Raw genomic sequence first — 25707 nt, 5'->3', positions numbered from 1 at the left:
CTCAGCTCGCCTCCGTGGCCTTCAGACTGGTCACCACGTACTCGACGAGCCGGCCGACGGTCAGCTCGATGATCTCGTCGAACTCCATGCCGGCCAGGAACTCGGCGAAGTTGACCCGGTCGCCGTACCGCTCCTGGAGCAGCCCCGCCAGGGTGACCAGGTCGATGCTCTCCAGCTCCAGATCACGGTTGAAGGTGGTGTGCATGCCGATCTCGACGTCGTCGAGGCCGTACTCGTCCTCCAGGAGCCGCGCGAGCATGCCCGTGAGATCGGCGAGGACGCTCTCCTCGTCGGCGGTGACCGGTGTGCTGGGGATCATCGGTGGAACTCCTTCGCTCGGATGGGTCCCGTCGTCCAGGCCACGACGTAGTCGCGCTCCGGCAGACCGGGCGGGTTGGCGGCCGGTGCGCAGTGCACGGCGTAGGCGCGTTCCAGGCGGCCCGCGACGGTCAGTCGCTCACCGTCGGGCGTCGCGTCGAGCACGGCGAAGTCCCGGGGCCGGCCGCCGAACCCGGTGCCCTCCGCCTTGGCGACCGCCTCCTTCGCCGCCCAGAAGCGGGTGAACCACAGTGCCCGTGAGCCGTCCGACGACAACGCGCGCAGCAACCGCAGTTCGTCGGCGCCCAGGGCGGCCGTCACGGCCTCCGCGGTACGGTCGGTGACCTCCTCGATGTCGATGCCGGGGCCCGGCCCGGGCGTGTGCGGCCGGACGATCGCCACGCCCGCCTCCGCGCGGTGCGCCAGCGACACGTCCAGCGGCGGCAGGACGCGCCCGTGCACACCGGTGACGTACGGGCGGCCCGCCTCGTCGTTGTCCACCCGCAGCTCCGCCGGGTACACCGGCCCCTCGCCGTGCTCCCACAGCCACCGCCGTACGGCGTCCTTGACCGCGATCCGGCCGAGCAGCCACTGCCGGCGGCCGCGCGGGGCGTGCCCGGCGTACCGCGCGCGCTCCGCGCCGCCCAGCGAGTTGCGCATGATCAGCTCGCGGGAGGCCAGGTCCGGCCAGCGCTCGTGCAGCAGCTGCCAGCCGCCGGGACGCGCCTCGGACAGCGTGTTGCGCTCCGGGAAACGCTCGACCGGCCGCGTCTTGGGGTCGTTGTCGAAGCGGCGGTCCTGCCAGCCGTACAGCTCCGCCCACACCGTGCCGTCGACGGTCAGCTGGACGTCGGCCTCCAGGGCGCTGTCGGTGAGCGAGGTGATCCGCACCCGGCACACCACCTCGGTGCCGGGGGCCGGGTGCGGGCCGTAGAAGCGCATCTCCCGCATCCCGACCGGGAAGACGACCGTCCGCTCGGTGCGGGTCGCCATGATCCAGTAGCCGAGGATCTGGCCGACGTTGTCCAGCAGCGCACCCGGCGCGGGCGGGGTGGTGATCACGCCCCGGACGTGCCGGTCGCCGATCGCGGTCAGCTCGGTGACGCCCTGGAACGCCGGTCCGTGGAACATCCAGCGCTCGGCGTAGAGCTGGGCGGCGGTGTGGTCCGGGGCGCGTTCGGCGGCGGGGTCGACGGGCCAGGGCGCGGGGGCGGCCGACGGGTACGCGGCGGCCGTCTCGACGGTGGCGCGGGCCCGGGGCCCGAAGGAGACGGCGACCCGGTCCGGGCCGTCGGGGGCCACGGTCACCGGCACGTCCACGGCGGGGGTGGCGGTCAGCCACTCCTCGAACCGCGCCCCGTGCACGGCGACGGGCACCGTACCCGCGGCGGCCTCGCGGGCCGCGTCCATGATGTGCTGCACGATCGTCGTCGCCGGAACCACCGGCCACCGGTCGGCCACGTCCGGCCAGCCGGGCCGCTGCGGGAAGAAGCAGTGGTCCAGCAGGTACGGCATGGTCTCCGGCGAGACGCGGACCGTGGTGGTGCGGGGGGTGACCGGCGACGGCGCGTGGGGCCGCGCGGTCAGGAGCGCGGCGGCCGTGTCGGCCGTCTCGCGCAGCAGCGCGCTCAACTCGGCGGCCATCGGGGAGCGTTCGCCGAGCGTGTCCAGCGGGGACGAGGCGGCGCCGGCGGGGCGCGGACGCAGCTCGGCGCGGAGCGCGGCCAGCCTCTCGGGCGGCAGCGAGACGAGCGCACCGCCCAGGTCCAGCCGCACCGGCGGGCGCCGCGCCTCGCCCGGCCCGCTCGCGGTGAGCGCCGGAGCCACCGAGGCCCCCGCCGCCCACAGCGCGGTGGCCGCCCGGCGGAGCTGGGCGAGCCCCGTGCGGTGGGGGGAGTTGGCGGCGACGACCAGATGGTCACGGCCGCCCAGGGTGTCGTCGACGAGCGAACCCAGCTGACCTGGACCGGCCTGGACGTACACCCGGTGGCCCGCCGCGTACAGCGCCTCGGCCAACTGCCGGAAACGCACCGGCTCCAGCAGATGCCGGACGAACAACTCCCGTATGTCGGCGGGGTGCTCGGGGAAGGGCGCGGCGGTCGTCCCCGACCAGACGGGGGTGTGCGGGGGACGCAGCCGGAAGCGGGCGGCGGCCTCCTTGATCGGGCCGAGGTGGGGCTCCAGCATCGGCGTGTGGAAGCCCGACCGGAACGGCAGTACCTGGCCGAGCACGCCCCGGGAGCGGAACGCCCGGACGAAGTCCTCGACCGCCGTCTCGGGGCCGCACACCATCGACTGGCCCGGCGCGTTGTCGTGGGAGAGCACCAGCCCCGACCCGGCCCGGCCCTCCTCGCGCAGGGCGGCCAGCACCCGGTCGGCGGGGGCGCCGATCGCCCCGAAAGCCAGGCCCGGCACGGTCACCGAGTCCGGGTCGAAGCCCGCCATGAAGGCGTCGACCTCGTCCCCGGCGTACAGTCCGCCCGCCGCCATCGCCGTCCACTCGCCCACGCTGTGCCCGGCTACCGCGTCCGGCACGATCCCGCAGCGGCGCAGCGCGGCGTCGAGGAGGCGGCCGACCGCGACGACACCGAAGCCGTGCCGGCCGACGTCGGCGGCGGTGTCCCCCCGGGGCAGGGCCGGGGCGGGCAGTCCGAAGTGGGCGGCGACGTCGTCGACCCGGGGGTCGAAGTCGCCCTCCAGACCGGGGAAGAGGAAGACCAGTTTGCCGTGCCAGGGCCCGAGCAGGGGGCCGGGCCGGAACCAGACGTCGCTGCGGCCGTGCCAGGCGCGTCGCTTGGCCACCGCGCGGCGGGCCAGGGCGAGCCGTTTCCCGGTCGGGTCGACGACGCCGAGCCTGGCCGGTCCGGCCTGCGGGTGCGGCCGGGCCGGGTCGAGCCCGGCGGCGTGGACGGCGCTGTCGTCGGCGTCGAGGAGGTCCGCGAGGCGGTCGGGGGAGTCGGCGGCGAGCAGCAGGACACGCTCCGGTTCCGTCACCCGCGTGACCGCCGTCGCGGGGGCGGCGCCCGGCGCCTGCTCCAGGACGACATGCGCGTTGATCCCGCCGAACCCGAACGCGTTCACCGCCGCCCGCCGCACCGGCTGCGTGGCGGTGGTCTCCCAGGGCTCCGCCTTCTCCAGCGTGCGGAATCGGGTGCGGGCCAGCGCCGGGTGCGGGTCGTCGCAGTGCAGGGTCGGCAGCAGCGTCGCGTGGTGGACGGCGAGCGCGGCCTTGACCAGACCGGCGATCCCGGCGGCGGGCATGGTGTGCCCGATCATCGACTTCACCGAGCCGATCACCGCCTCGCCCTCGCCGGGTCCGAACACCTCGGCCAGCGTGGTCAGTTCGGCGCCGTCACCGGCCGGTGTCGCGGTGCCGTGGGCCTCCAGCAGGCCGAGCGAGCCGGGCGCGGCCGGATCCAGACCGGCGGCCCGCCACGCCTGCCGCACGGCCTGTGCCTGGCCGCCCGGATCGGGGTTGACCAGGCCCGCCGCCCGGCCGTCGCTCGCCACGCCGGTGCCCCGGATCACGGCGTAGATCCGGTCGCCGTCGCGCTCGGCGTCGGCCAGCCGCTTCAGGACGACCACCCCGGTGCCCTCCCCGATGAGGATGCCGTCGGCGTCCCGGTGGAAGGGGCGGATGCGTTCGGTGGGGGAGAGGGCGCGCAACTGGGAGAACACGCTCCACAGGGTGATGTCGTGGCAGTGGTGGACGCCCCCGGCGAGCATCATGTCGCAGCGCCCGGCGCTCAGTTCGCCCACCGCCTGGTCGACGGCGACCAGCGACGAGGCGCAGGCGGCGTCCACCGTGTACGCCGGGCCGCGCAGGTCGAGCCGGTTGGCGACCCGCGAGGCGGCGAGGTTGGGCACCAGGCCGATCGCCGACTCGGGGCTGTCCGCGCCGAGCCGCTCGGTGAACGCCTCCCGCACCCGCGCCAGTTGACCTGGAGTCAGGTCGGGCAGCAATTCGCCCAGGGTGCGCACGAGCTGGCCCGCCGTGCGCACCCGCTGGTCGAGCCGGACCAGGCCGGGGGTGAGATAGCCGCCCCGGCCGAGGACCACACCGACGCGCCCCCGCTCGGGGAGGCGTTCGGTGCCGCCCGCGTCGGCGAGGGCGGCGGCGGCCACGTGCAGCGCGATCAGCTGGTCGGGCTCGGTCCCGGCCACCGAGTTCGGCATGATCCCGAACCGGGTGACCTCCACCTCGGCGAGCGCGTCCACGAACCCGCCCCGCCGGCAGTACACCCGGTCGGCGACGGCCGGTCCGGCGGCGCCGCCGGGACGGTAGTAGTCGGCGTCCCAGCGTCCGTCCGGCACCTCACCGATCGCGTCGACGCCGTCCCGCAGATTGCGCCAGTACGCCTCCAGGTCGGCGGCGCCGGGCAGCAGCACCGCCATCCCCACGACGGCGACGGGTACTTGACGGTGTGTCACCGCTGCCGTCACCAGCCCGAGGCGGTGTGGACGACGGCGGTCGCGGACTCCTCGCCCCAGGCCAGCTCCCGCAGCAGCGCCGCGGTGCCCTCCTCCGGGTCGATCAGCCGGATGCCGCGCCGGGCGTACTCGCGCGCCAGCTCCGCGCCGACCATGCCGGCGTGCCCGGCGGCGGGCGCCCACGGACCCCAGTGCACGGTCAGCGCACGGTTCCCGGTCCGGGCCGCGTAGGCCGCGCCGAGGGTCTCCAGGGCGTCGTTGGCGGCCGCGTAGTCCACCTGGCCCCGGTTGCCGAGGACGGCGGAGATGCTGCCGAACAGCACCGTGAACGCGGGCGCGGAGGGCAGCTCCTCCACCGCCGTGAGCAGCGCCCGCGCGCCGGTGGCCTTCGTGCCGTAGACCCGCTGGAACGACTCGGGTGTCTTCTCGGAGACCAGCCGGTCCTCGATCACACCGGCCGCGTGCACCACACCGTCGAGCCGGCCGTGCTCGGCGTGGATCTCCTTGACCGCCTGGAGCACCGCCTCGGGCTCGCGGAAGTCCACCGAGCGGTAGTGCACCCGGCTGCCCAGCGCGGTCAGCTCCGCCAGCGTCGCCCGGATCTCCCGCTGCGCCAGCAGCAGTTCGGCGGCGCGGTTGATCTCGGCCGGCTTCAGCCCGCCGCGTACGGCGAGCGCCGCGCGCAGCTCGGCCGGGGTGCGCGCGGCGGCGGTGTCCGCGTCCTCCGGGCCGTCCGGCGCGGGCGTGCGGCCGAGCAGCTCCAGACGGCAGCGGGCGGCGCTCGCGAGGGCGGCGGCGAACTGGGCGGTGATGCCCCGCGCTCCGCCCGCCAGCACCACCACCGAGTCGCGGTCCAGGCCCAGCGCGGCGACCTCGGCGGCCCCGTCCCCGGCCGGGCCGGCCCCTGTGCTGCCGAGGGCGCCGAGCGGTGCCTCCACCAGCGCGAGGCCGTGCCGTCCGGCCGCCGTGCGCAGCACGACCGGCGTGCGGTCCGGCGCGGCGGCCTCCGCCGCCACGGCGTCCGCGACGGCCGCCGGGGTGACGTCGGCGGTCTCGACGACCCGCGCCACCAGGTCCGGGTACTCGCGGGCCACCGTGCGGAAGAGCCCCCGCAGCCCCGCCGACCGCGGGTCGGGCGCCTCACCTTCGGCGGGCCGGACGGCCAGCAGCCACCGCGGGGCCCGCTCCAGGGCCGCTTTCAGGACGGGGAACGCGTCCGGCAGCACCGGCGAGTCGTCCCCGGCGAGCGCGCCCAGGTGGAGCACTCCGTCCACCGGCCCGTCGGCGTCCGTCAGCAGGTGGTCGCGGCCCCGTACGAACACCTCGGCGCCGAAGGAGCCGAGCCGGGCGGCGATGTCGGGGCCGTCCCCGAGCACGGCCCAGCGGGTGCCGGAGAGCACGGCCGAGGGGTCGGCGGACCCGTCCTGGACGTCGAGGAGGACGGGCTCCAGCACATGGCGGCGCGGCGGCTCGCCGGTCACCTCGTCGGAGACCCCGGAGTTCTCGGAGACGTCGGAGGCCCCGGAGGACTCGGCGTCCCGCGCGGCGGGTGCGGAGCCGGCCGTCCCGGCCGACGGTCCGCTCAGCCGTGCCGTCAGCCAGTCGGTCACCGCCGCCGCCGTACGCGCCTTCGCCAGCTGCTCCAGTTCGGCGTCGTCCATCGCGGACAGGTCGGCGCCGCCGCCGGCGCCCAGCCGCCGCGCCAGCTCACCGGCGATCTCCGCCCGCTTGATGGAGTCGATGCTGAGATCGGCCTCCAGGTCGAGGTCGGGCTCGATCATGTCGATCGGGTAGCCGGTGCGCTCGCTGATGATCTCCAGGACCATCCCCTGGACGTCGGTCGGAGCGCCGGCGGGCGCGGCGGGCGCGGGCGCCGGATCCTGTGCCGGTGCCGCCTGTGGCGGGGCCACCGGTACCGGCTGCGCGGTGGCCGCCGGTGCCTGCACCAGCACGGGCGGGGCCGCCGTCGCGCCGGGAGCGGACCCGAAGTAGGTGAGCAGCACGTCCCGTTGGGCGGCGATCATCTCCCGGCTGGTGCGCAGGAATTCGGAGATGAGCGCGTCCCGGTCGGACGGGACACCGTGCGGTGAAGGGGTCGTCACAGTCGTCTCCAAGGGTTCCACGATGCGTCGGGCCGGTGCGAGCGCACCGGGCAGGAGAGCGCCGTCGGCGGTGCGGACCAGCTGCCCGTCCACCGTCCAGCCGGGCCGCTTCGGCGCGGGGGCGCGCACCGCGTCGACGGCGTCCCGGCCGCGCAGCAGCCATCCGGTGCGCACCGGCAGGCCCGCAACGGCGAGCTGGGCCAGGGCGTCGAGCCAGCCGCGCAGACCGCCGCCCGGGCGCGGCTCGCACGCCACCGTGGTGTGCGGCCGGTCGCCGAGGATCTGCCCGACCAGCCGGGTCAGCACGGACCCGGGCCCGGCCTCGACGAAGACCCGCGCCCCCGCCTCGTACATCGCCTCGATCTGCTCGACGAACGCGACCGGCGCGCCGATCTGAGCGGCGAGCTCGGTCCGTACCGCGTCCGGGTCGGGGGCGTACGGGGCTGCCGTGCGGTTGGCCCACACCGGGAACTCGGGCGCGTGCACCGGGCGGGCCGCGAGCGCCTCGGCGAACCGGTCGCCGGCCCCGGCGACCATCGGACTGTGGAAGGCACAGGCCACGGGGACGCGCTTGGCCCCGAGACCCGTCTCGCGCAGCCGCCGCACGGCCTCGGTGACCGTGTCGGTCGGGCCCGAGATCACCGTCTGCCGGGGCGAGTTGCGGTTGGCGACGACGACGGAGTCCGGCACGCCGGCCGCGCGCAGCGCGTGGGTGACCTCCTCGGCGCCGGCGGCGACCGCGGCCATGGTGCCCGGGTCCCGCCCGTCGGGCCCGGCCGCGTCCAGGACGGCCGCCGCCCGCTCGGCGCTCAGCTCCAGCAGCGTCTCGGGGGCGAGGGCGCCGGCCGCGCAGAGGGCGACCAGCTCGCCGTAGCTGTGCCCGGCGGCCATGTCGGGCCGTACCCCGGCGGCGGTGAGCACGGCGTGCGCGGCGAGCCCGGCGAGGCCGAGGGCGGGCTGCGCCGCCCGTGTGTCGGTCAGCGCCGTCTGCTGCCGGTCGCGCGTGGCGTCGTCGAACGCGGCGGGCGGGAACAGCGTGTCCGCGTGCGCCCGCCCCAGCTCCAGATACGGGCGCAGTTCGGGCAGGGCGACGAACAGGTCGGCGAGCATGCCGGTGCGCTGGCTCCCCTGCCCGGGGAAGAGGAACGCGGCCTTGCCGCCCCCGCCCGCCGAGGCCTGTGCCCCCGCCAGATGGATCCCGCGGGCGGGATCGTGCGCGTCCGCGCCCGTGGTCAGGACCCGTCGCACCTTCGTCACCAGGTCGTCGACGTCGCTCGCGACCACCGCGATCCGCACGGGATCCCCGCTCGCGTCCGACCGGCGCGCCGCGCCGAGTGCCAGGTCGCGCAGCCGCCAGGGCCGGCCCTCCGACTCGGCGGCCGTCAGCAGCTCCCGCGCCGCGCGGTGGGCGGCGGCCTCGTCCCGGCCGCGGAAGAGGAACAGCTCGGCCGGCCACGCGTCCAGGGTCCGCACCGGCGGCACCCCGTCGCCGTGGGCGCCGAGCACCACATGGAAGTTGGTGCCGCCGAAGCCGAACGCGCTGACCCCGGCGAGGCGTTCGGACGCGGGCGCGGCCCAGGGCCGGGCCTCGGCGTGGAAGGCGAACGGGCTGCGCTCCGCGTCCCAGGCCGCGTTGGGCGACTCGACGTGCAGGGTGGGCGGGCGGACGCCGGTGTGCAGCGCCAGCAGCGTCTTGATCATTCCGGCGAGGCCGGCGGCACACTTGGTGTGGCCGATCTGCGACTTCACCGAGCCGATCACACAGCTGCCCGGCCGTGCTCCCGCGGCGGTGAACACCTCGCTGAGGATGGTCAGTTCGGTGCGGTCGCCGACCACCGTGCCGGTGCCGTGCGCCTCGACCAGCCCGACGTCGGCGGGGGAGACGCCCGCGTTGCGGTAGGCCCGCTCCAGGGCGGTCCGCTGGCCCTCGGGGCGGGGCGCGGTCAGCCCGAGGGAGCGGCCGTCGCTGGAGGAGCCGAGCCCCTTGATCACGCCGTAGATCCGGTCGCCGTCGCGTTCGGCGTCCGCGAGCCGCTTGAGGACGACGCAGGCGACGCCCTCGCCGAGCGCGATGCCGTCCGCCGAGCCGTCGAAGGCGCGGGAGCGGCCGGTGGGCGACAGGGCGTGCACGGAGGAGAAGAGGACGTAGTCGTTGATGCCGTTGTGCAGGTCGGCGCCGCCGCACAGCACCACGTCGCTGGTGCCGGCGACGAGTTCCTTGCAGGCCACGTCGACGGCGGCCAGCGAGGACGCGCAGGCGGCGTCGACGGTGTAGTTGGCGCCGCCCAGGTCGAGGCGGTTGGCGATCCGGCCGGAGATGACGTTGGCGAGCATGCCGGGGAAGGAGTCCTCGGTGAGCTGCGGAAGCTGGTCCTCCAGGCCGCTCGGGACCTTCCCGTAGTACGAGGGCAGCACGGCCCGCAGCGTGGCGGCGTTGGACAGGTCGCTGCCCGCCTCGGCGCCGAACACCACGGAGGTGCGGGAGCGGTCGAACTCCCGTCCTTTGTCGCCGTATCCGGCGTCCTCCAGGGCCCGGCGGGCGGCCTCCAGGGACAGCAGCTGGACCGGCTCGACCGAGCCGAGGGAGGCGGGCGGGATGCCGTAGCGCAGCGGGTCGAAGGGGATGCGGGGCAGGAAGCCGCCCCACTTCGACGCGGTGGACGTGCCGTGGTGGACGGCCGGGTCCCAGCGGTCGGCCGGGACCTCGCCGACCGCGTCGACGCCCCCGACGACGTTCGCCCAGAACGTGGCCAGGTCGGGGGCGTCGGGGAACATGCAGGCCATCCCGACGACGGCGATGTCGAGCGGCGCGGGCGCCTCGGGCTGCGACGGCGCCGGCCGCAGGCCCAGTGCGGCGGACCGCCGGGTCAGGAAGCTGGCCGCGCCCGCCGTCACGGACGTGTGCAGGGCGGCGACCGTCGTGGTCGCCGCGCGCAGCACGGCCACCTCCCCGGCCATGAACATCCCCTCGTCGAGCTGCCGCCGCTCGTCGACGGGCGTGAGCGTTCCTTCGGCGGCGCGGGTCACGCCCTTGCTGGCGACGCGCAGCCGGCCGACGTTGAGCCGTTCCAGCTCCTCCCAGATCCGCCGGTCGGGCACGCCCGCCGCGCGCAGCCGGGCCTCCTCCTCGCGGTAGCCGGCGGTGAACGGACTGGGCACGCAGCGGGTGGCGTGACCGGGCGCCGACTCCAGCAGGGTGGTGCGCTCGGCGGCCAGCACCTGCCGCTGGAACAGGGGCCGGATCGCGCCGTGCGCCACCGCCTCCTCGGTGAACAGGTACGCGGTGCCCATCAGGACGCCGACGGCCGCCCCGCGCGCGGTGAGCGGCGCGGCGAGCGCGGCGACCATCGCCGCCGACCGCTCGTCGTGCACGCCGCCCGCGAAGAACACCTCCAGGCCGGCGACGTCCTCGTCGGCCAAGTCGTCTTCCAGGACGGCGAGTTGGGCCTCCCACAGCGGGAAGCTGCCGCGCGGTCCGACATGTCCGCCGCACTCGGAGCCCTCGAACACGAAGCGGCGCGCCCCGGCCTGGAGGAACTGCCGCAGCAGCCCCGGCGAGGGCACGTGCAGGAACGTGCGGACGCCGTCCCGCTCCAGCGCCCGCGCCTGCGACGGCCGCCCGCCCGCGATGATCGCGTGCGTCGGCCGCAGCTCCCGTACGGCCTCCAGCTGGGCGGCCCGTACGTCCTCCGGGGCGAAGCCCAGCACGCCCACACCCCAGGGCCGGCCGGCCACCGCGTCCCGGGTCTCCGCCAGCATCTCCCGGGTCCGCCGGCCGTCCGCGAGGGCCAGCGCCAGGAACGGCAGCGCCCCGTCGCCGGCGACCGCCGCCGCGAACGCGGCCCCGTCGCTGACCCGGGTCATCGGCCCCTGTGCCACCGGCAGCCGTGTCCCCAGCGCCCGGCTCATCGGGGACCCGTCCCGCAGCGCCCGCGCCGCCCCGTCGTCGCCCAGGGCGTCGCGCACCGCGTCCTTCAGGGCCCGCACCGCCCGCCGTACGTCCACCCACCGGTCCGCGAACCGGGCGGCGAGGAAGCCGTCCTGGCCGACGGGCAGCAGCTGGGCGGCGAGGTCGCGCGCGCCCAGCAGGGTGGCGACCGCCCCGGGGTCCGCGTCGGCCGGGATCCGCAGGCCGTCCGGGCCGCGCCGTCCCAGGACCCGGTGCCCGCCCAGCACGACCGTCTCCGAGCCGTCCAGGGACCGCAGCACGGCGGCCACCGTCTCGGGCAGCGCCGACTCGGCCAGCAGCGCGAGCTGGGTGTCCACCACCACGCCGGCCGCCCCGCCGGCCACCGCCGCGGCGGCCGTCCGTGGCCCGATGCCGCCGCAGGCCCACACCGGGAGGTCCAGGCCGGGGGCGGCCAGCAGCTGTTGGAGCAGGACGAAGGTGCTCAGTTCGCCGATCCGGCCGCCGCACTCGCTGCCCCGTGCGATCAGCCCGTGCGCCCCGGCGCGGGCGGCCTCCACCGCGCCCGCCAGATCGGTGACCTCCACCAGCACCCGGTGGTGTGCGGCGACCTCCGCGACCGGCCACGGCGCGCCCGCGGCGACGACCACCGTCCGTGGACCGTCGTCAGAGGGCAGGTCGGCGAGGGCGAGCCGGCATCCGGGGCCGACCCGCACGCCGAACGCGCCGGGGGAGGCGCGCCGCAGCCGGGCCAGCGCCTCGCGCGTTCTTCGGTCGCCGTCACCGAGATCCAGCACCCCCAGCCCGCCGGCCCGGCCGACCGCCAGGGTGAGCCCGGCGTCGGGTTCACCGAAAGGAGAGATGCCGATGATCAAGTCCTCGGAACGCACAGCGGACGTCATGATTCTCCGAATCAAGGGTGAAACTGCACGGTGGGGTTTCAGGACTGCGAAGGACAGCAAAGGCCGCACACCGGATTCCGGCGGGCAGGGATCACCCCGGAACGCCGACAAAGCACTTGTTCGAAGCGCGTTGAAAGGTAGTGCGCTAGTTACTCACTGGTCAACGTTTGAACGGACGGCCGGTCAGTGGCCGTATCGATTCGGTCAGCGGCGGAGATATGGCCAGGGTGGAGGAAAACGGATCAATCGCTTTCGCGGAGAGCCGGGTTCATCCCCGCCTCACATTGTTGAAACGCGCACCACCGAAGGAAATGAGTTCCTTCGGACCGCATGTCCGAAAAGGGACTCCCCTTTTCCGGCCCCACGTGCACGGCAAGGAAATTCTGTGTGTCGCCTCCGGAGTGACCGGTAAAGGCCGCGCCCCCGGTCCCATGGACGGGGTACGGACCAGGAGAGCCCCTGGTCGGCACGTGGACGGGGCTTGACGCGGACGGATTAGCCGCCAAGACTGGCGTGACTACGTAGTCAAGCCCGGTCCTCGGGAGGTCGTCGACCGGCTTGGCTGCGTAGTCCCGACAGCCCGCACGCTCCGGGCGGAGAGCGCCGACCCGACGGGAGCGCAGTCCATGGCCACCTCCCGACCCCGTCGCGGCCCGGGGATGACGGAGGTCGCCCGCGCCGCCGGGGTCTCGCAGAAGACGGTGTCGCGTGTCGTCAACGGCGAACCGCACGTCAGCGACGAGGTCCGCGCGCGCGTGCTGCGGGCCATCCGTGACCTGGACTACCGCCCCAACACCGCCGCCCGCGCCCTGCTGTCGGGCCGCTACCGCCGCATCGGCGTCGTCGCCCTCGGCTCCCCGCTGCACGGCCCGACCTCCCTGCTGTTCGGGCTCGAGCAGGCCGTGCGGGAGGCGGGATACACGTTCGCACTGGCGAGCACCGCGGAGGGCCAGGGCGTCACCGCCGCCGTGGAGTCGCTCCTCCGGCAGGGCGTCGACGGCCTCGTCCTGGCCGAACCCGTCGACGACGGCACCCCTTTGCGACTCCACACCGACCTACCGGTCGTCAGCCTGAGCGCCCCGGTCGACACGGCCGGCGGACACAGCGCCGTCGTCCGCGCCGACGGGGTGGCCGCCGCCCGCCTCGCCACCGAGCACCTGCTCGCCCTCGGGCACCGCACGGTCTGGCACGTCCCCGGCCCGCAGCACTGGTTCAGCGCCCGCGAACGCGTCCGCGGCTGGCGCGAGGCGCTCGCCGCCGCGGGAGCCCCCGAGCCGCCCATGCCCGAGGCGGGCGACTGGACCCCGGCCTCCGGATACGCGGCCGGCCGCCGGCTCGCCCGGCTCACGGACGTCACCGCCGTCTTCGCCGCCAACGACGACATGGCGATCGGCCTGGTCCGCGCCTTCGCCGAGGCCGGACTGACCGTCCCGCACGACATCAGCGTCGTCGGCTTCGACGACATCCCCGCCGCCCCCTACCTCTCCCCGCCCCTGACCACCCTCCGCCAGGACTTCGCCGCCGTCGCCGACCGCGCCGTCGGCCTGCTCACCGCCGCCGTCGAAGGCCTGCCCCTTCCCGCCGAACCCACCGACGTCGCCGTCGAGTTGCGGGTCCGCGGCTCCACCGCCCCGGCGCGGTCCCGCGCCACGGCCGACGGCTGACGCACCGCACGAGGGCGGCACCGGCGTCGGTACGGTAGTGTTTACCTGCGCGTTCCCACGGTTCACCGGGGCGGAGCGCGACGGGACGTGGCGCAGCTTGGTAGCGCACTTGACTGGGGGTCAAGGGGTCGCAGGTTCAAATCCTGTCGTCCCGACAGTGAAGGCGGACGTCCGCCGGGCCAGGGCCCCGGCTCACTTCGGTGGGCCGGGGCCCTTCGCCGTCAGGCCTGGGCCGGGCCCCGAGTGGGTAGGGGACGTGCGGGGCCCGGGGCGGGGAGGCGACGGTGCGGGAACGTGGGTTGCGCGACGCCGAGTTCGAGAGCCGTTACGCCGATTACCTCCGGGCGCACTACGGCACGCTCGATCTGTTCGGCCTGGACACGAACACCGCCCTGCGCCGGATCCCGCTGACCGCGAGCTACCTCGGCCTGCGGGCCACGTGGGGGCGGGAGAGCCCGGAAGCCCCCGTGGAAGAGCTGCTGGCCGCCCATCCCCGGGCCGTGCTGCGCGGCCCGGTCGGTTCGGGCAAGACCACGGTCCTGCGACGGCTGGCGCTCCGCGCCACGGACGCGGGCCCCCGCGGGGCGGAGGACCTCGTCGGCCGGGTGCCCTTCCTGCTGCCGCTGCGCTGGGTGGCACGGGACGCCGCGCCCCTGCCCGGCCCGCAGGGCTTTCTGGACATGACCGGTGCTCCGCTGAGCGCCGAGCAGCCGGACGGGTGGGCCGAACGGGTACTGGCCGAGGGGCGCGGTCTGCTGCTGGTCGACGGCGCCGACGAGATCCCCGCGCCACTGCGCGAGCGCGTGCGGGACTGGCTGCGCGCCCTGCTCGCCGTCCACCCGGACACGCGGTGCGTGGTGACGTCCCGGCCCTCGGCCGTCGCGGAGGACTGGCTGGCCGACTTGGGCTTCACCGACTGCCGTCTCGTCCCCATGACGCAGGGCGACGTGCGCCGTTTCCTCACCCTCTGGTACGAGGGCTGGGGCCTGTCCCCGGCCGCCCGGGATCGGGCCCAGGACCCGGCGGCGGAACTGTTCGCCGTGGTGGCCCGGGCTCCCGAACTCTCCGAGCTGGCCACCAACCCGCTGATGTGCGCGATTCTGTGCGCCCTCTACGAGGAACGGCGCGGGTTCGTGCCGCTCGGCCGGATCCCCCTCTACGACGCCCTTCTGTCGCTCCTGCTGGGCCGGCGTGACGCCGAACGTGGCGTAGGAGCCCCCGAGGGGCTCACCGCCGGCGAAGCCGAGCAGCGGGCGCTGCTGCAGCGCATCGCCTACTGGATGCAGCGCAACGGCCTCAGCGAGATCACGACGGAGCAGGCTGCCGCTCTCATCGCCCAGTCCCTGCCCGCCATGCCCCGCATGGACGCCCGGACCGAACCTTGGACCGTCCTGCGTCAGCTGCTGAGCCGCAGCGGGGTCCTCCAGGAGGCGGGCCCGGACGCCATCGGCTTCCTGCACCGTACCGTCCACTCCTACCTGGCGGCCTGTGCCGTGGTGGACGACGGAGACACCGGTGTGCTGGTCCACCGGGCCGACAGCGACGACTGGCAGGAGGTCGTACGCCTCGCCGTCGGTGTCGCCCGGCGGCCCGAGCGGACCGAGATCCTCCGCGGCCTCCTGGCTCGTGCGGGGCGCGAGCCGCGCCATCGTGTCCGGCTCGTCCTGCTCGCCGGCGCCGCCCTCCAGCTCGTCCCGGTGATCGAGCCCGCCCTGCGCAAGGAGATCCAGGACCGGCTCGCCGAGTTGATCCCGCCCCGCACCCGCGCCGCGGCCGGGGAACTGGCCGGCGCCGGTGCGCTGGTGCTGGAACTCCTGCCCGGACCGGACGCCTTCGCGTGGCTGAGCCCGGAGGCCCTCCTGGTCATGCACACCGCCGAACTGGTGGGCGGGGCGGCGGCGGAGGAGTTCCTGCGCCGGTTCCACACCCTCCCCGCCTCGGACTCCGCGCCGTACGGCGTAGGGATGCCCGAACGGACGGTGGTCTCCTCGGTCCAGGTCGACACCTGGACGCCGCACCCCTGCGCCCCCGTCCCGGAGCGGCGCTCGCTCGAACTGACCGGCGCGGAGCCCGCCGACGACCTCACCACCCTCGCCGCCACCGTGTCCCACGTGGTCTGCCGGGGCGACACCCCGCTGCCGGTGCACGTCCTGCGCGCCCTGCCGCTGCTGCACACCCTGGAGATCGTGGACAACCCTTCCCTGACGGACCTTCAGGGCCTCGGCGGGCTGCGCCGGCTGCGCACGCTGAGGATCAGCGGCTGCCCGGCCCTTGGGGACCTGACCGCCCTGGCGGGCTCCGGCGTGGTGTTCCTGGAACTCGCGCCGAGCCCCGGGCGCGCCGTCCTGCGCGCCCTGTCCGGAGCCCGGCGGCTGCGTGTCCTCGGACTTCGGACGTCCGCCGGGGAGTCCCGCGGGGGAACGCGGGGCTGGTCGCTGCCCGGGGTGGAGATACGGACGGGTACCGACATCCGCATCTGACGGCACGTCCGGCGGGGCAGAATGAGGCGGTGACCGTGCCGCCGGAGGAGGGCGTGTGCTGCAGTACGACATGGAGTTCGACCCTGCCGCCGACACGTCGCCGCCGCCCGGCCGGGACGTCGAGGGCCGCGCCGACACGGTGGGCTACGCGGCGGACCACGAGGTGTACGTCTTCGACGACGAGGAGGTCGTCCTCGCGGTCAACGTCGCGTTGAAGACCGGCCGGCCGCTGCTGCTCTTCGGCCCCCCGGGCTCCGGCAAGTCCTCGCTCGCCCCCAACGTCGCCCGCATCCTCGGCTGGGACTTCCACCCCCACGTCGTCACGGCGCGGACCGAACCCGAGGACCTGCTGTGGCGGTTCGACGCGCTGCGGCGGCTCAACGACGCCCAGGCGCGCAAGCTCCACCCGGACATCAGGCGCTACTACACGAAGGGCCCCCTGTGGCGGGCCTTCGCGGGCCCGGAGCGCAGCGTCGTCCTGATCGACGAGATCGACAAGGCCGACCCCGACCTGCCCAACAGCCTGCTCGGCCCGCTCGGATCGCTGTCCTTCGCCCTGCCGTGGTGCGAGGACGACCACACCGCCCTCGACGACGCCGACGGCAACAACGGGAGCGACGAGGCCGGGGAGGCCGGGGAAGCCGGGGTAATGGAGAAGTCCGTCTCCGTGCCGCCGGAACGGGCCCCTCTCGTGGTCATCACCACCAACGACGAGCGGGAGCTGCCCAAGCCCTTCCTGCGGCGCTGCATCGTGGTGGAACTCGAGGCGCCCACCAGGAAGCACCTGCTCAAGGTCGCCGCCGCGCATCTGGGCGACCGCTACGACGCCGTCCTGGCCGGCCAGGTGGCCGACCACATCATCGGCGTGCGCGGCATGGTGCGCGACGCGGCCGCCGGCCCGAGCACCGCGGAGTACCTCGACGCCCTGAAGGCCAGCCAGCAACTGGGTGTCACACCGGGCACCCCCGAGTGGAAGGCACTGGAGACGGTCACGCTCCGCAAGCGGCGCGAGGGCACGGAGGGCGGCGCGTGACCGCACGGGGAGAGGTGTTCCTCGGCGATCTCGTGCGCGCCGTCGGCGGGTTACGGCCGAGAAACGCGGCCACCGCCGCCGCCATGGCACGCCTGCTGGGCCTGGACGGCGCGACCGCCACCGGCTCGCGGGACCCGGCCGAGGAACGGGCCGAGCGGCTCGCGCCGCCCCCGCACGTCCCCGCCGCGCCGGACCCGGACGACATCGCGGGCGGCACGCGCCCGGTCCACCCGCCCCGGCCCGTGACCGCGCGGGCCCGCCCGGCGGACACCGGCCACGCCGACGGCCCGGGGACAGCGGCGCCCTTCGGCGTCCGGGAGCCGGCGGCCCACCTCACCCGGCGGCCGGTCGACTTCTCCCTCACCGCGCTGCACGGCTCCGCCCCCACCACCGTCGTCCCGACGGCCGGCGACGGACCGGGAGCCGCCGACCCGGCCCTGCTCTCGCCCGGGACGGCGGGCCCCGCCCTGCCGCACGAACCGCCGTGGAAGCCCGACTGGGCGCGCGGCATCATGTTCGCGGCGGTCTCCACACCGGTCGCCGGCCGGGAGCCCGACGAGCGCTCCCTGCTGCGCAGCGTCGCCCGCCAGGACGCGGTACGGGCCCTGCCGCGCCGGCACCGGTTCAGCACCCGGCGCGGCGCCCAGCTCCTGCTGGACCACGGTCCCGCACTCGCCCCCTTCCAGGACGACCGGCTCTGGCTGCGCGAGCTGATCGGCAGCGTCGCCGGGCGCGACCGGGTGGAGCTGCTGCGCTTCCGCGGCACCCCCACCCGGGGCGTCGTACGCCGCGACCCGCTGAGGACGGAGGAGTACCGGCCCCCGCTGCCCGGGACGCCCGTGGTCCTCTTCTCCGACCTCGGGCTGCTGCGTCCGCCGTTCACCGGCCGGACCGTCGCCCCGGCCGGGGAATGGCGGCACTTCCTCGACCTGGTGGCCCGCGCCGGCTGTCCGGTCGTCTGCCTGACGCCGTACCGCGACGCCGACCATCCCGTGGAGCTGCGCGACAGGGTGGCGTTCCTCTCCTTCGACCGCCGTGTCTGCCTCAAGGACGCGCGGGAGGCGGCGCACCGGGCACGGCAGCGGCTGGAGCGCGCATGAGCGTCGCCGTCACCGACGGCCTGAGCATGGCCGACTACGTCGAACTCCTCGCGCGGCTGCGGCCCGAGGTCGTCGAACTCGCCGAGTGCCTGTGCCTCGCGGCGGCGGTGGAGCGGTCCATGCTGCGCCGGGCCAGACTGCGTTTCCTGCCCCGGTCCAGCGCCGGCCTGGAGGCCGAACTGTGGTTCTCGCCGCTGGTGGAGGCGGCCGGGGACCACGCCCTGCTGCTCGATCCGGAGGCCGCCGGCGCGCTGCGCCGCAGGCTCGCCCGGCGGCCCCGCGGCCATGTGGAGGACGTACGGGACTTCACCGTGCGGGCCCACCGGGACGCCCGGCCGATCACCCGGTGGTTCGAGGACCTCCTCTGGGCCGACGTGGACCCCTCGGCCGTCCCCGACCAGTACGTGCGTGGTGAGCTGCGGCGGGTTTTGGGCGCCCTGGCGGCGGGCGGCGAGGCGGCCGACGACCTCGGGCGCTGGGTGCTGCATTACCTGCCGCGCCTTCCCGAGAACGTGCGCCGGTACGACGACGCCTGGCGGATGGAGGTCGCCTCCTCCGAACGCCTCGGCCTGGAGCCGCCCCCCGACCGCTACGGACGCCCCGCCGCCACGACCGCCGGGGCCAGGGCCCTGGTGCACCGGGACGTGTCCATCGGCGTGGCCGCCCACTCCGACGGGGTGGTGCTCAGCAACCCGCCCGCGGACGGCGCGCGGGTGATCACCGCGCCGGGCGTGCGCGCCGTGCGCCTGGACGTGGTCAGCACGCTCGTCGTCGACGCCGCCGCGGTGCGCGTCCGGATCGGCGAGAACCAGAGCGTCCGGCTGCCGATGACCGTGATGCAGTGGCTCGACGACAACGGGACGACGACCGGTCTCGCGCACCCGAGCGTCGCGACCGAGACGGTGGTGGCGCGGGCCGCGGGCACCGGCAGCCGGCGGGCGCACGGCGCGCTGCTGCTGGAGGACGGCCGGATCGTGCTGCACGGACGCGACGGCTCGCTGACGGGTGTGGTGCCGGCCCCGCCCGACGGGCGGCGGCGCAGCTCCCTGACCCTGTCCTCCGACGGGGGGACGCTGGCCTGGATGGAGGAGGGGACCGCGGTCGTCCACGACCTGGCGAGCGGCCGGGTCAGCACGATGACCGACTCCCCGGGCGGGGCCGCGCTGGCCCGCGTCCTGTTCCCCGCCGACGCCCGGACCGGACTGGTCCGCGCCTACGAGGGAGCCGACGCCCTGTTCCTGCTGGGCGACCGGGGCACCGGCATGACCGGGACCGGAGAGGTCACCTCGGTGCGGGACCTGTGGATCTCCGAGGACGGAACGCGCACCGCCGTCCTCGACCGCGCCGGGAAACTGTGGACGTACGACGAACTCGCCGGCGACGCCGACGTGCCGACGATGGAGCGGTTCGGCCACGGCGTCACCGCGGTCACCGGCACACCGTCCGGCGGGACCGTGGTCTGGGCGACGGCCGACGGGGTGGTGCGCTGCCGCGTCGGCCGGGACCTCGACCCCGTGGTCCTCGGGACCGCGCCCTGGCAGGTCACCGGGCTCGCCGTGCACGACGGCGGCGGCCGGGTCGCGGCGGTGGGCGGCGACACCCGGATGCTGCTGTGGGAGGCCCCGGGCGGGCACGCGCCGCCGCTCACCGTCGTGCTGCGTTTCTGCGCAAACCGCGTCCACGCCCTGCCCGGCGGGACCTGGGCCGTCTCGGGGACCGGCGGGCCGGTCGAGCTGCGGACCGAGGACGGCCGCCGCTACCAGGTCGTCCCGGACACCGAGGCGCCCGTCCCCGCCGACGACGTGCCCACGTGGGCGCGGGGCTGCGTGATCGCGGACGTCAGGGGAGGGGACGCGCCCGGGCCGCGGGACCTGGCGGACGGCATGGCGGACGTCGCCGCCCGGGGCGTGGGCTGCCTGCTGGTCGCCGCCGACCAACCCCTCGAGGACTTCGCGCTGCTGCTGGGCGCCGCGCACCGGCACGGGATCCGGGTCGTGCGCGACATCCACCTGTGGGCGGCCCCCCGCAAGCCGGCCGGCGGTCTCCTCACCCAGGTACGGCGGTTCCTGGACACCGGCGTCGACGGGATCCGTCTCGTGTCCGAGGAGACCCTCGAACCCGAGGTGCTCAACGACGTGCGGCACCTCCTGGACGGCTACGGCGATCGCCTGCTGCTGACGACCCGCACCACGGCACGGGCGCGGGACGCGGTACGGGACTTCGGCGGCCGCGACGCCGACGGGGCCGCGTGCCATGTGGTGATGCCGGCCTGGGACGGCCTGCTGGGCGACGCCGTCCGAAAGTCCGCCCTCGGCGCCTTCCCCGGGACCGGGGCCGAGACCTACGCGGGGGAGCTGGCGGTCGCCGAGGCCCTCGTGCGGGAGGCGGGGCCGGGAGCGCAGTGGGGCCATGTGCTGCCGAAGGGGCTGCGGCCCGCGCAGCGCGCCTTCGCCGCCCGCGTGCTGCTGACCCTGCCCGGCTGCCCGGTGCTGCCGCTGTCGTCGCTGGAGGACCGAGCGGTGTCCTGGACGGCCCGGCTGCGCCGCGACCACCTGGCCCTGAGCCGGGGCGAGAGCCACGTGGTGCGCGAGCCGGACCGGCCCGAGGTCCTCGTGCTGGTGCGGCGCCACGGCGACGAGACCGTGCTGTGCCTGGCCAACTCCGGTACGCGGCGGGTGGACGTCCAGGTCCCCGCCGACCGCCTCGGCCCCGACGAGGACGCCCGGCTGCTCGACCTCCTCGACGGCTCGGTGGTGTTCCAGGCACGCGGGACCGCGACCGTACTGCCGGTCGACGCGCACACCGTCCGCTGCTGGCGCCGGATGCCCGCCGCCCGCACACCGGACCCCGGGGAGTAGCGGCCATGGTGCGTCCCCGGATCTTCGTCAGCCACAGCTCGCGGTGCACGGCGGCGACCGGGTGCCGGTGCCGCGAGTACCTGCTCTCCCTCGAGCGGCACCTCACGGACCTGGGATGCGACCCGGTCGTCGACAAGAACATCCTGACCGGCGGTGACACCTGGAACAGCAAGCTGCTGCACCGGATCAGACACTGCCACGGCATGATCGTCCTTCTGTCGCCGCACGCCCTCACGTCGTACCACGTGATGGAGGAGGTGATCGCCGCCACCGCCCAACAGGCGGGCGACGAGAAGAACTTCCTGATCCTGCCGCTGACCCTGCCCGGAGTCCGCCGCGCGCAGCTGCCCGACAGCCGGCTCGGCCGGGCGAACCTCGGCCGGTACGACATGGTGGACTGGACGGCGGACGCCGGACCCGACCGGCCCCCGGCCAAGATCGGTGCCAGCCTGCGGCCGCTGCTGGTGCGCCTGGGCTGCCTGCCCCATCCGGAACTCACCGAGTTCGTCGCGGAGCTGATCGCGGAACTCTCCGACGCCGTCCTGGAGAACAGCGCCAAGATCCTCGGGGTCGCCACCCTGGCGTACGCCGACGACACCTCGCGCTACTTCGTCGCCCAGGGCCTCCTGCGCGAACGGCCGGTGCGGGACCTCGGCGACCCCTGTGACCTGCGCAAGGCCCTGACCCTCATACTGCCGCGGATACGCAGGGCCGAGGACCGGCAGACCGTCGTCGACGTCGCCGTGCCGTTCGCCCGGGTGCCCCGGCAGGCCGCGGAGCAGTTGCGCCGGATCGGACGCGCTCCCTCGGGGCGGGTCGCCCTGCTGCGGTCGACGATGAACGAGACGCCCGGCATGTACGTGCGCAGGGCGAGCGAGGCGCCGGAGACATGGCTGCTGCGCAAACCGGTGCCCCGCCACCACGGGGCCGGCTTCGTCGAGGGCGTGGTCGCGGAGATCAGAGGCCTGCTGCAAAAGGAGTTCACCTACGACGACCCCTGCTCGGACGAGGTGCTGGACCGGCTGCTCGCGCGGCACGAGGAGGAGTCCGGGCCGGTGACGATCGTCTTCCACCAGCCGCCGGACGCCGAGCTGGTGAGCCGGCTCCTCGACGAGTACCGCCGGCTGCTGTTCCTCTTCGCCCACCCGCAGATCGGCACGGACGGCGCCCTCGCGGGCACGACGGCGCTCCAGGCGCTGACGCCGGGGCAGGAACAGGACATGGTGTACACCCACCGCGACTTCTCGCCGTCCGAGGGGGCCGCGCGTCCTACGGCTGCCGCGGGTGACGTGCCATGACCTCGGCCAGATACGCCCGCAACATGACCTTCGCCTCCTGAAGCATCTCCCCGTCGCCCTCCGGGGCCCGCCGGAACGCCTCCTGGGCGAGCGCGTCGGCGGCCAGGACCGCTGCGTGGCAGGAGCGGGCGAGGGCCTCGTCGTCGGCGGCGTCGGCGGCGTCGAGGGCGAGCAGGACGCGGCGGACGCCGTCGGCCATCCGGAGCTTGTGCTCGCGGTCGGCGGCCCGGGTGCTTTCGGTCAGCCCGCTGCCGAACCACAGCGCGCGGAAGCCGTGTTCGGTGCGGTAGATCGCGGCGAACGCGTCGACCAGCACCCCGACGGGGTCCTCCCACCGCTCGGCCGCCGCCGCCCGCACCAGGTCGTCCATGGCGGCCTCCAGGCGGGTGAAGTACCCCGCCGCGAGCGCGTCGATGAGCGCGTCGCGGTCCGGCAGGTACTGGTACAGCGAGCCCACCGACACCCCCGCCTCGGCCGCGACCCGTGTCGTGGTGAGCGCCTCGACGCCCTCGTCGACCAGCACCCGCTCGGCGGCCGCCAGCACCAGCGCCAGCCGCGCTCTGCTGCGCGCCTGCCGAGGGGTACGGCGCAGGGGGGTGCGGTCCGGATCCGCGGTCGCCCGAGCCAAGAAAACCTCCGAACATGAACGTGACTTTGTTTCATGTTTACGCTACCTTCGCGGCCATGACCGACTCAAGCTCCGCGCTGGGTCAGGAGCGGGCCGCCGTGGCGGACGCCTGCCGGCGCCTGGGGGCCGAGGGCCTCCTCATCGGCACGGCCGGGAACGTCAGCGTGCGCGTGGGGGAGCGGGTCGCCGTCACCGCGACCGGTGCGGTCCTCGCCGCCCTCACCCCGGACCAGGTCACCGTCGTCGACCTCGCGGACGGCACGGTCCTGGACGGCGGCCTGCGGCCCACCTCCGAACTGGAACTGCACCTCGGCGTCTACCGCCGGTACGGCGCCGGCGCGATCGTCCACACCCATGCGCCGATGGCCACCGCGGTCTCCTGCGTCCTCGACGAACTGCCCTGTGTCCACTACCAGTTGCTGGCACTGGGCGGCACGGTCCGGGTCGCGCCGTACGCCACCTTCGGCACCCCGGAACTCGCCGAGTCGGTGCTCGGCGCGCTCGACGGGCGCAGCGCCGCGCTGATGGCGAACCACGGCGCGGTCACCCACGCGCCCACGCTGGACCAGGCCGTCGAGCACGCGCTGCTGCTCGAATGGGCCTGCGGCGTCTACCAGCGGGCCGCCGCCATGGGCCGGCCCCGGGTCCTCGACGAACGGCAGCAACTCGCGGTGATCGAGGCGGCGCTCGCCCGCGACTACGGCACCACCCACCCCGTACCGCCCGCGCAGGAGGAAAACCGATGAAGGTCGTCACGATGGGTGTGCACGTCCTGGACGTACTGGTGCGGCCGGTGGAGGCCATACCCGAGGGGCAGGGCGCGACCCTGGTGGAGGACATCAGGATGACCGCCGCCGGGACGGCCGGCGGCACCGCGCTCACCCTCGCCAAGCTCGGCGCGTCCGTGCGCAGCGCCGGCGCCGTCGGCTCCGACCCCACCGGCGACCTGCTCCTCCAGCTCCTCGGCCGGGCCGGCGTCGACACGGAGTTCCTCGTCCGCCGCGGCGACACCGCGACCTCCGCGAGCATCCTGCCGATCCGCCCCAACGGCGACCGGCCCTCCCTGCACCTGCTCGGCGCCAACATCACCTACGGCCTCGACGACGTCCCCTGGGACGCCGTCGCCGAAGCGACCCACCTGCACCTCGGCGGCCCCGAGCTGATCGGCGTCGACGTCGCCACCCGCATCCTGTCCCACGCCAAGGACCACGGCACGGTCACCTCGGTCGACCTCCTCGCCCCCGGCGCCCTCGGCAGCTTCGAGCAGATCGAGGCGGCGCTGCCGTACGTCGACCATCTGCTGCCCAACGAGGACCAGGTCCTCGGCTTCACCGGCGAGGACGACCTGCTGACCGGCGCCCGCAAGCTGCTCGCCGCCGGGGCGGGGGTCGTCGCGGTCACCCGAGGCGGGGACGGCGCGCTCGTGGTGACCGCGGAGGGCGCGGAACCGGTTCCCGCCTTCATGATCGACGTCGTCGACACCACCGGATGCGGCGACGCGTTCTCGGCGGGCTATCTGCGGGGCGTGAGCCTGGGCCGTCCCCCGGGCGACGCCGCCGTGCTCGGCAGCGCCGCCGCGGCGCTCGTCGCCCAGGGCCTCGGCAGCGACCACGGCGACTTCGACCTGGCCGCCGCCGACGAGTTCGCCGCGACCGCGAAGGCCCGCACGTGAGGTGACGTCAGGCCCGCCCGGGCCGTCCTTCCGGCTCGCGCGCTCGGCGCGGAACCGGGGGACACCACCCTCCCCCGAGCGGTGGCGTCCCCCGGCTCGTCCCCCGGCGCCGGACTGTGGTCTTCGTGTCCGCGCGGACCCGTGCCGTCACCAGCACATGACGGCCGTCTCACCCGAACCCCAGGCGGAGTACAGGCGTACGCGGACGACGTAGCGGCGGCCCTTGACGAGCCGGACCCTGATCGTGGCGTTGTGCGCGGTGCCTCCGTCGTCCCGGCCCGCGAGGAAGCGGGGCTCGCCGTCCCGTTCCTCGAAGACCACCACGACCGAGTCGCTCGCCCCGAAGGTGCCCAGCGTGTACGCGCGGGTCTCCGGCGGCTCGACGGTGAGGTCGGCCTGCTCGCCCGGCCCCAGCGCCAGCGGCACCGACCGGAACGGCACCAGCGCCTGCGGCCGGGGCGTGACGAGCGGCGGATACCAGCGCAGCACGAACTCCTTGTCCAGGGACGACAGCCCGCCGGGCGGATGCACACCCCCGCGGAACTGCTCGGGCTCCAGGATCAGCCCCGCCGCGAACGGATACTCCATGACGGAGTGCGGATCCCACACCGCCCCGTTCACCTCGGCCGGATCCAGCTTGCGCAGGATGTTGACGTACGTGCGGTCTCGGCTCCAGAAGTTCGGCGGGCCCGCCAGATCCGCGTACACGGCCTCGTCGTCCCAGTGGATCCCGGCGAACGGGCTCTGGTGCTCGTGCTGCATGCCCAGCGCGTGCCCGATCTCGTGCAGGGCCGTCGCCCGTTCCCCGGGCGCCGTGAGGTCCCAGCCGAAATTCATGGTGCGCTCGTGCAGACCAGCCCCCAGCGCGTCCCGGCCCACGGCCGACCAGGAGCCGTCACCCTGCTGGAAGCCGATGCGCAGCTCCGCCTCCGACCGGTCGGCGACCTCCGTGAACACGATCCCGATGCCGAGGTCCTGCCACGCGCGGAAGCAGTCGCGCACTACCTCCCGCTGGTCCTCGGCGCCGACCCACGACACCCACCGGGTCCCCCCTGAGCCCGGCACCGGGATCACCGACCCGTCGGCCTCGCCGTCGAAGAAGCAGTAGTGCAGCACGGTGCCGTTGACCCACATCCTGCGACCGCTCAGGAGCGCGCCCAGCCGCTCGGCGGCCAGCCCCGGGGCGAAGTCGGGAGCCGGCTGCCGCGCGAGCGAGCAGTAACGGGCGGTCATGGACCCCAGGGTGCCCCGGGACACCGGCCGGGTGCCTGAGTCGGGGGCTACTCAAGTCGCCCTGTATCAGGGCTGAGTACC

At 75.3% G+C, this 25707-nt stretch carries 13 protein-coding genes and 1 tRNA gene; 9 read left to right on the top strand and 5 right to left on the bottom strand.

Annotated features, from left to right (window positions below; translation table 11 throughout):
* Position 1 precedes the first annotated feature (1 nt).
* The 3 genes from ALMP_RS27275 to ALMP_RS27265 are packed head-to-tail and all read right to left on the bottom strand — an operon-like array spanning position 2 to position 11660.
* The gene (locus ALMP_RS27275; RefSeq protein WP_264933007.1) at positions 2-319 is read right to left on the bottom strand and encodes an acyl carrier protein; all 318 of its coding nucleotides are present in this window, start codon (positions 317-319) and stop codon (positions 2-4) included.
* Positions 316-4749, bottom strand: coding sequence for a beta-ketoacyl synthase N-terminal-like domain-containing protein (locus ALMP_RS27270; protein WP_264933005.1), 4434 nt, complete (start codon positions 4747-4749; stop codon positions 316-318). Before ALMP_RS27270 ends, ALMP_RS27275 begins: the two co-directional genes overlap by 4 nt.
* 8 nt (positions 4750-4757) lie before the next feature.
* Positions 4758-11660, bottom strand: a complete 6903-nt coding sequence (locus ALMP_RS27265) for a type I polyketide synthase (RefSeq protein WP_264933003.1) — start codon at positions 11658-11660, stop codon at positions 4758-4760.
* Positions 11661-12286: 626 nt separating this feature from the next.
* Between ALMP_RS27265 and ALMP_RS27260 the strand changes: the two genes are divergently transcribed.
* The 7 genes from ALMP_RS27260 to ALMP_RS27230 all read left to right on the top strand — a co-directional run bounded on the left by ALMP_RS27260 (position 12287) and on the right by ALMP_RS27230 (position 22093).
* Positions 12287-13324, top strand: coding sequence for a LacI family DNA-binding transcriptional regulator (locus ALMP_RS27260; protein WP_264933001.1), 1038 nt, complete (start codon positions 12287-12289; stop codon positions 13322-13324).
* Positions 13325-13405: 81 nt separating this feature from the next.
* A tRNA-Pro gene (locus ALMP_RS27255) sits at positions 13406-13479 on the top strand.
* 129 nt (positions 13480-13608) lie between these two features.
* Entirely contained in the window at positions 13609-15804 is a 2196-nt protein-coding gene (locus tag ALMP_RS27250) for an NACHT domain-containing NTPase (protein WP_264932999.1), read from the top strand.
* Between the two features lie 70 nt (positions 15805-15874).
* Positions 15875-16837, top strand: coding sequence for an AAA family ATPase (locus tag ALMP_RS27245; RefSeq protein WP_375803539.1), 963 nt, complete (start codon positions 15875-15877; stop codon positions 16835-16837).
* Positions 16834-17937 (top strand): hypothetical protein, encoded by a 1104-nt coding sequence (locus tag ALMP_RS27240; protein ID WP_264932995.1) that lies wholly within the window; start codon positions 16834-16836, stop codon positions 17935-17937. Before ALMP_RS27245 ends, ALMP_RS27240 begins: the two co-directional genes overlap by 4 nt.
* Positions 17934-20795, top strand: a complete 2862-nt coding sequence (locus tag ALMP_RS27235; RefSeq protein WP_264932993.1) for an alpha-amylase family protein — start codon at positions 17934-17936, stop codon at positions 20793-20795. Before ALMP_RS27240 ends, ALMP_RS27235 begins: the two co-directional genes overlap by 4 nt.
* A gap of 5 nt (positions 20796-20800) precedes the next feature.
* Positions 20801-22093, top strand: coding sequence for a toll/interleukin-1 receptor domain-containing protein (locus tag ALMP_RS27230; RefSeq protein ID WP_264932991.1), 1293 nt, complete (start codon positions 20801-20803; stop codon positions 22091-22093).
* On the opposite strand, the gene ALMP_RS27225 is transcribed toward ALMP_RS27230, so the two are convergent.
* Positions 22065-22721: a TetR/AcrR family transcriptional regulator gene (locus ALMP_RS27225; RefSeq protein WP_264932989.1), complete on the bottom strand. Its 657-nt coding sequence runs from the start codon at positions 22719-22721 to the stop codon at positions 22065-22067. The genes ALMP_RS27230 and ALMP_RS27225 overlap by 29 nt on opposite strands.
* A gap of 56 nt (positions 22722-22777) precedes the next feature.
* Between ALMP_RS27225 and ALMP_RS27220 the strand changes: the two genes are divergently transcribed.
* Both ALMP_RS27220 and ALMP_RS27215 read left to right on the top strand, forming a co-directional pair.
* On the top strand, positions 22778-23467 hold the full coding sequence (locus ALMP_RS27220; RefSeq protein WP_264932988.1) for a class II aldolase/adducin family protein: 690 nt from the start codon (positions 22778-22780) through the stop codon (positions 23465-23467).
* Positions 23464-24393, top strand: a complete 930-nt coding sequence (locus tag ALMP_RS27215; protein ID WP_264932987.1) for a carbohydrate kinase family protein — start codon at positions 23464-23466, stop codon at positions 24391-24393. The genes ALMP_RS27220 and ALMP_RS27215 overlap by 4 nt, the downstream gene beginning before the upstream one ends.
* 147 nt (positions 24394-24540) lie before the next feature.
* On the opposite strand, the gene ALMP_RS27210 is transcribed toward ALMP_RS27215, so the two are convergent.
* Positions 24541-25626: a M12 family metallopeptidase gene (locus ALMP_RS27210; protein WP_264932985.1), complete on the bottom strand. Its 1086-nt coding sequence runs from the start codon at positions 25624-25626 to the stop codon at positions 24541-24543.
* Positions 25627-25707: the final 81 nt, after the last annotated feature.

This window comes from Streptomyces sp. A012304 (assembly GCF_026008495.1).
GTDB lineage: Bacteria > Actinomycetota > Actinomycetes > Streptomycetales > Streptomycetaceae > Streptomyces.
The sequence above is the reverse complement of the archived record's forward strand: the minus strand, read 5'-3'. Positions and strand labels throughout refer to the sequence as shown.

Coding starts and splice junctions, on each gene's coding strand:
- ALMP_RS27265 (WP_264933003.1), bottom strand. CDS start 11,660: ATGACGTCCGCTGTGCGTTCCGAGGACTTGATCATCGGCATCTCTCCT.
- ALMP_RS27230 (WP_264932991.1), top strand. CDS start 20,801: ATGGTGCGTCCCCGGATCTTCGTCAGCCACAGCTCGCGGTGCACGGCG.
- ALMP_RS27210 (WP_264932985.1), bottom strand. CDS start 25,626: ATGACCGCCCGTTACTGCTCGCTCGCGCGGCAGCCGGCTCCCGACTTC.
- ALMP_RS27275 (WP_264933007.1), bottom strand. CDS start 319: ATGATCCCCAGCACACCGGTCACCGCCGACGAGGAGAGCGTCCTCGCC.
- ALMP_RS27220 (WP_264932988.1), top strand. CDS start 22,778: ATGACCGACTCAAGCTCCGCGCTGGGTCAGGAGCGGGCCGCCGTGGCG.
- ALMP_RS27245 (WP_375803539.1), top strand. CDS start 15,875: ATGGAGTTCGACCCTGCCGCCGACACGTCGCCGCCGCCCGGCCGGGAC.
- ALMP_RS27260 (WP_264933001.1), top strand. CDS start 12,287: ATGGCCACCTCCCGACCCCGTCGCGGCCCGGGGATGACGGAGGTCGCC.
- ALMP_RS27215 (WP_264932987.1), top strand. CDS start 23,464: ATGAAGGTCGTCACGATGGGTGTGCACGTCCTGGACGTACTGGTGCGG.
- ALMP_RS27235 (WP_264932993.1), top strand. CDS start 17,934: ATGAGCGTCGCCGTCACCGACGGCCTGAGCATGGCCGACTACGTCGAA.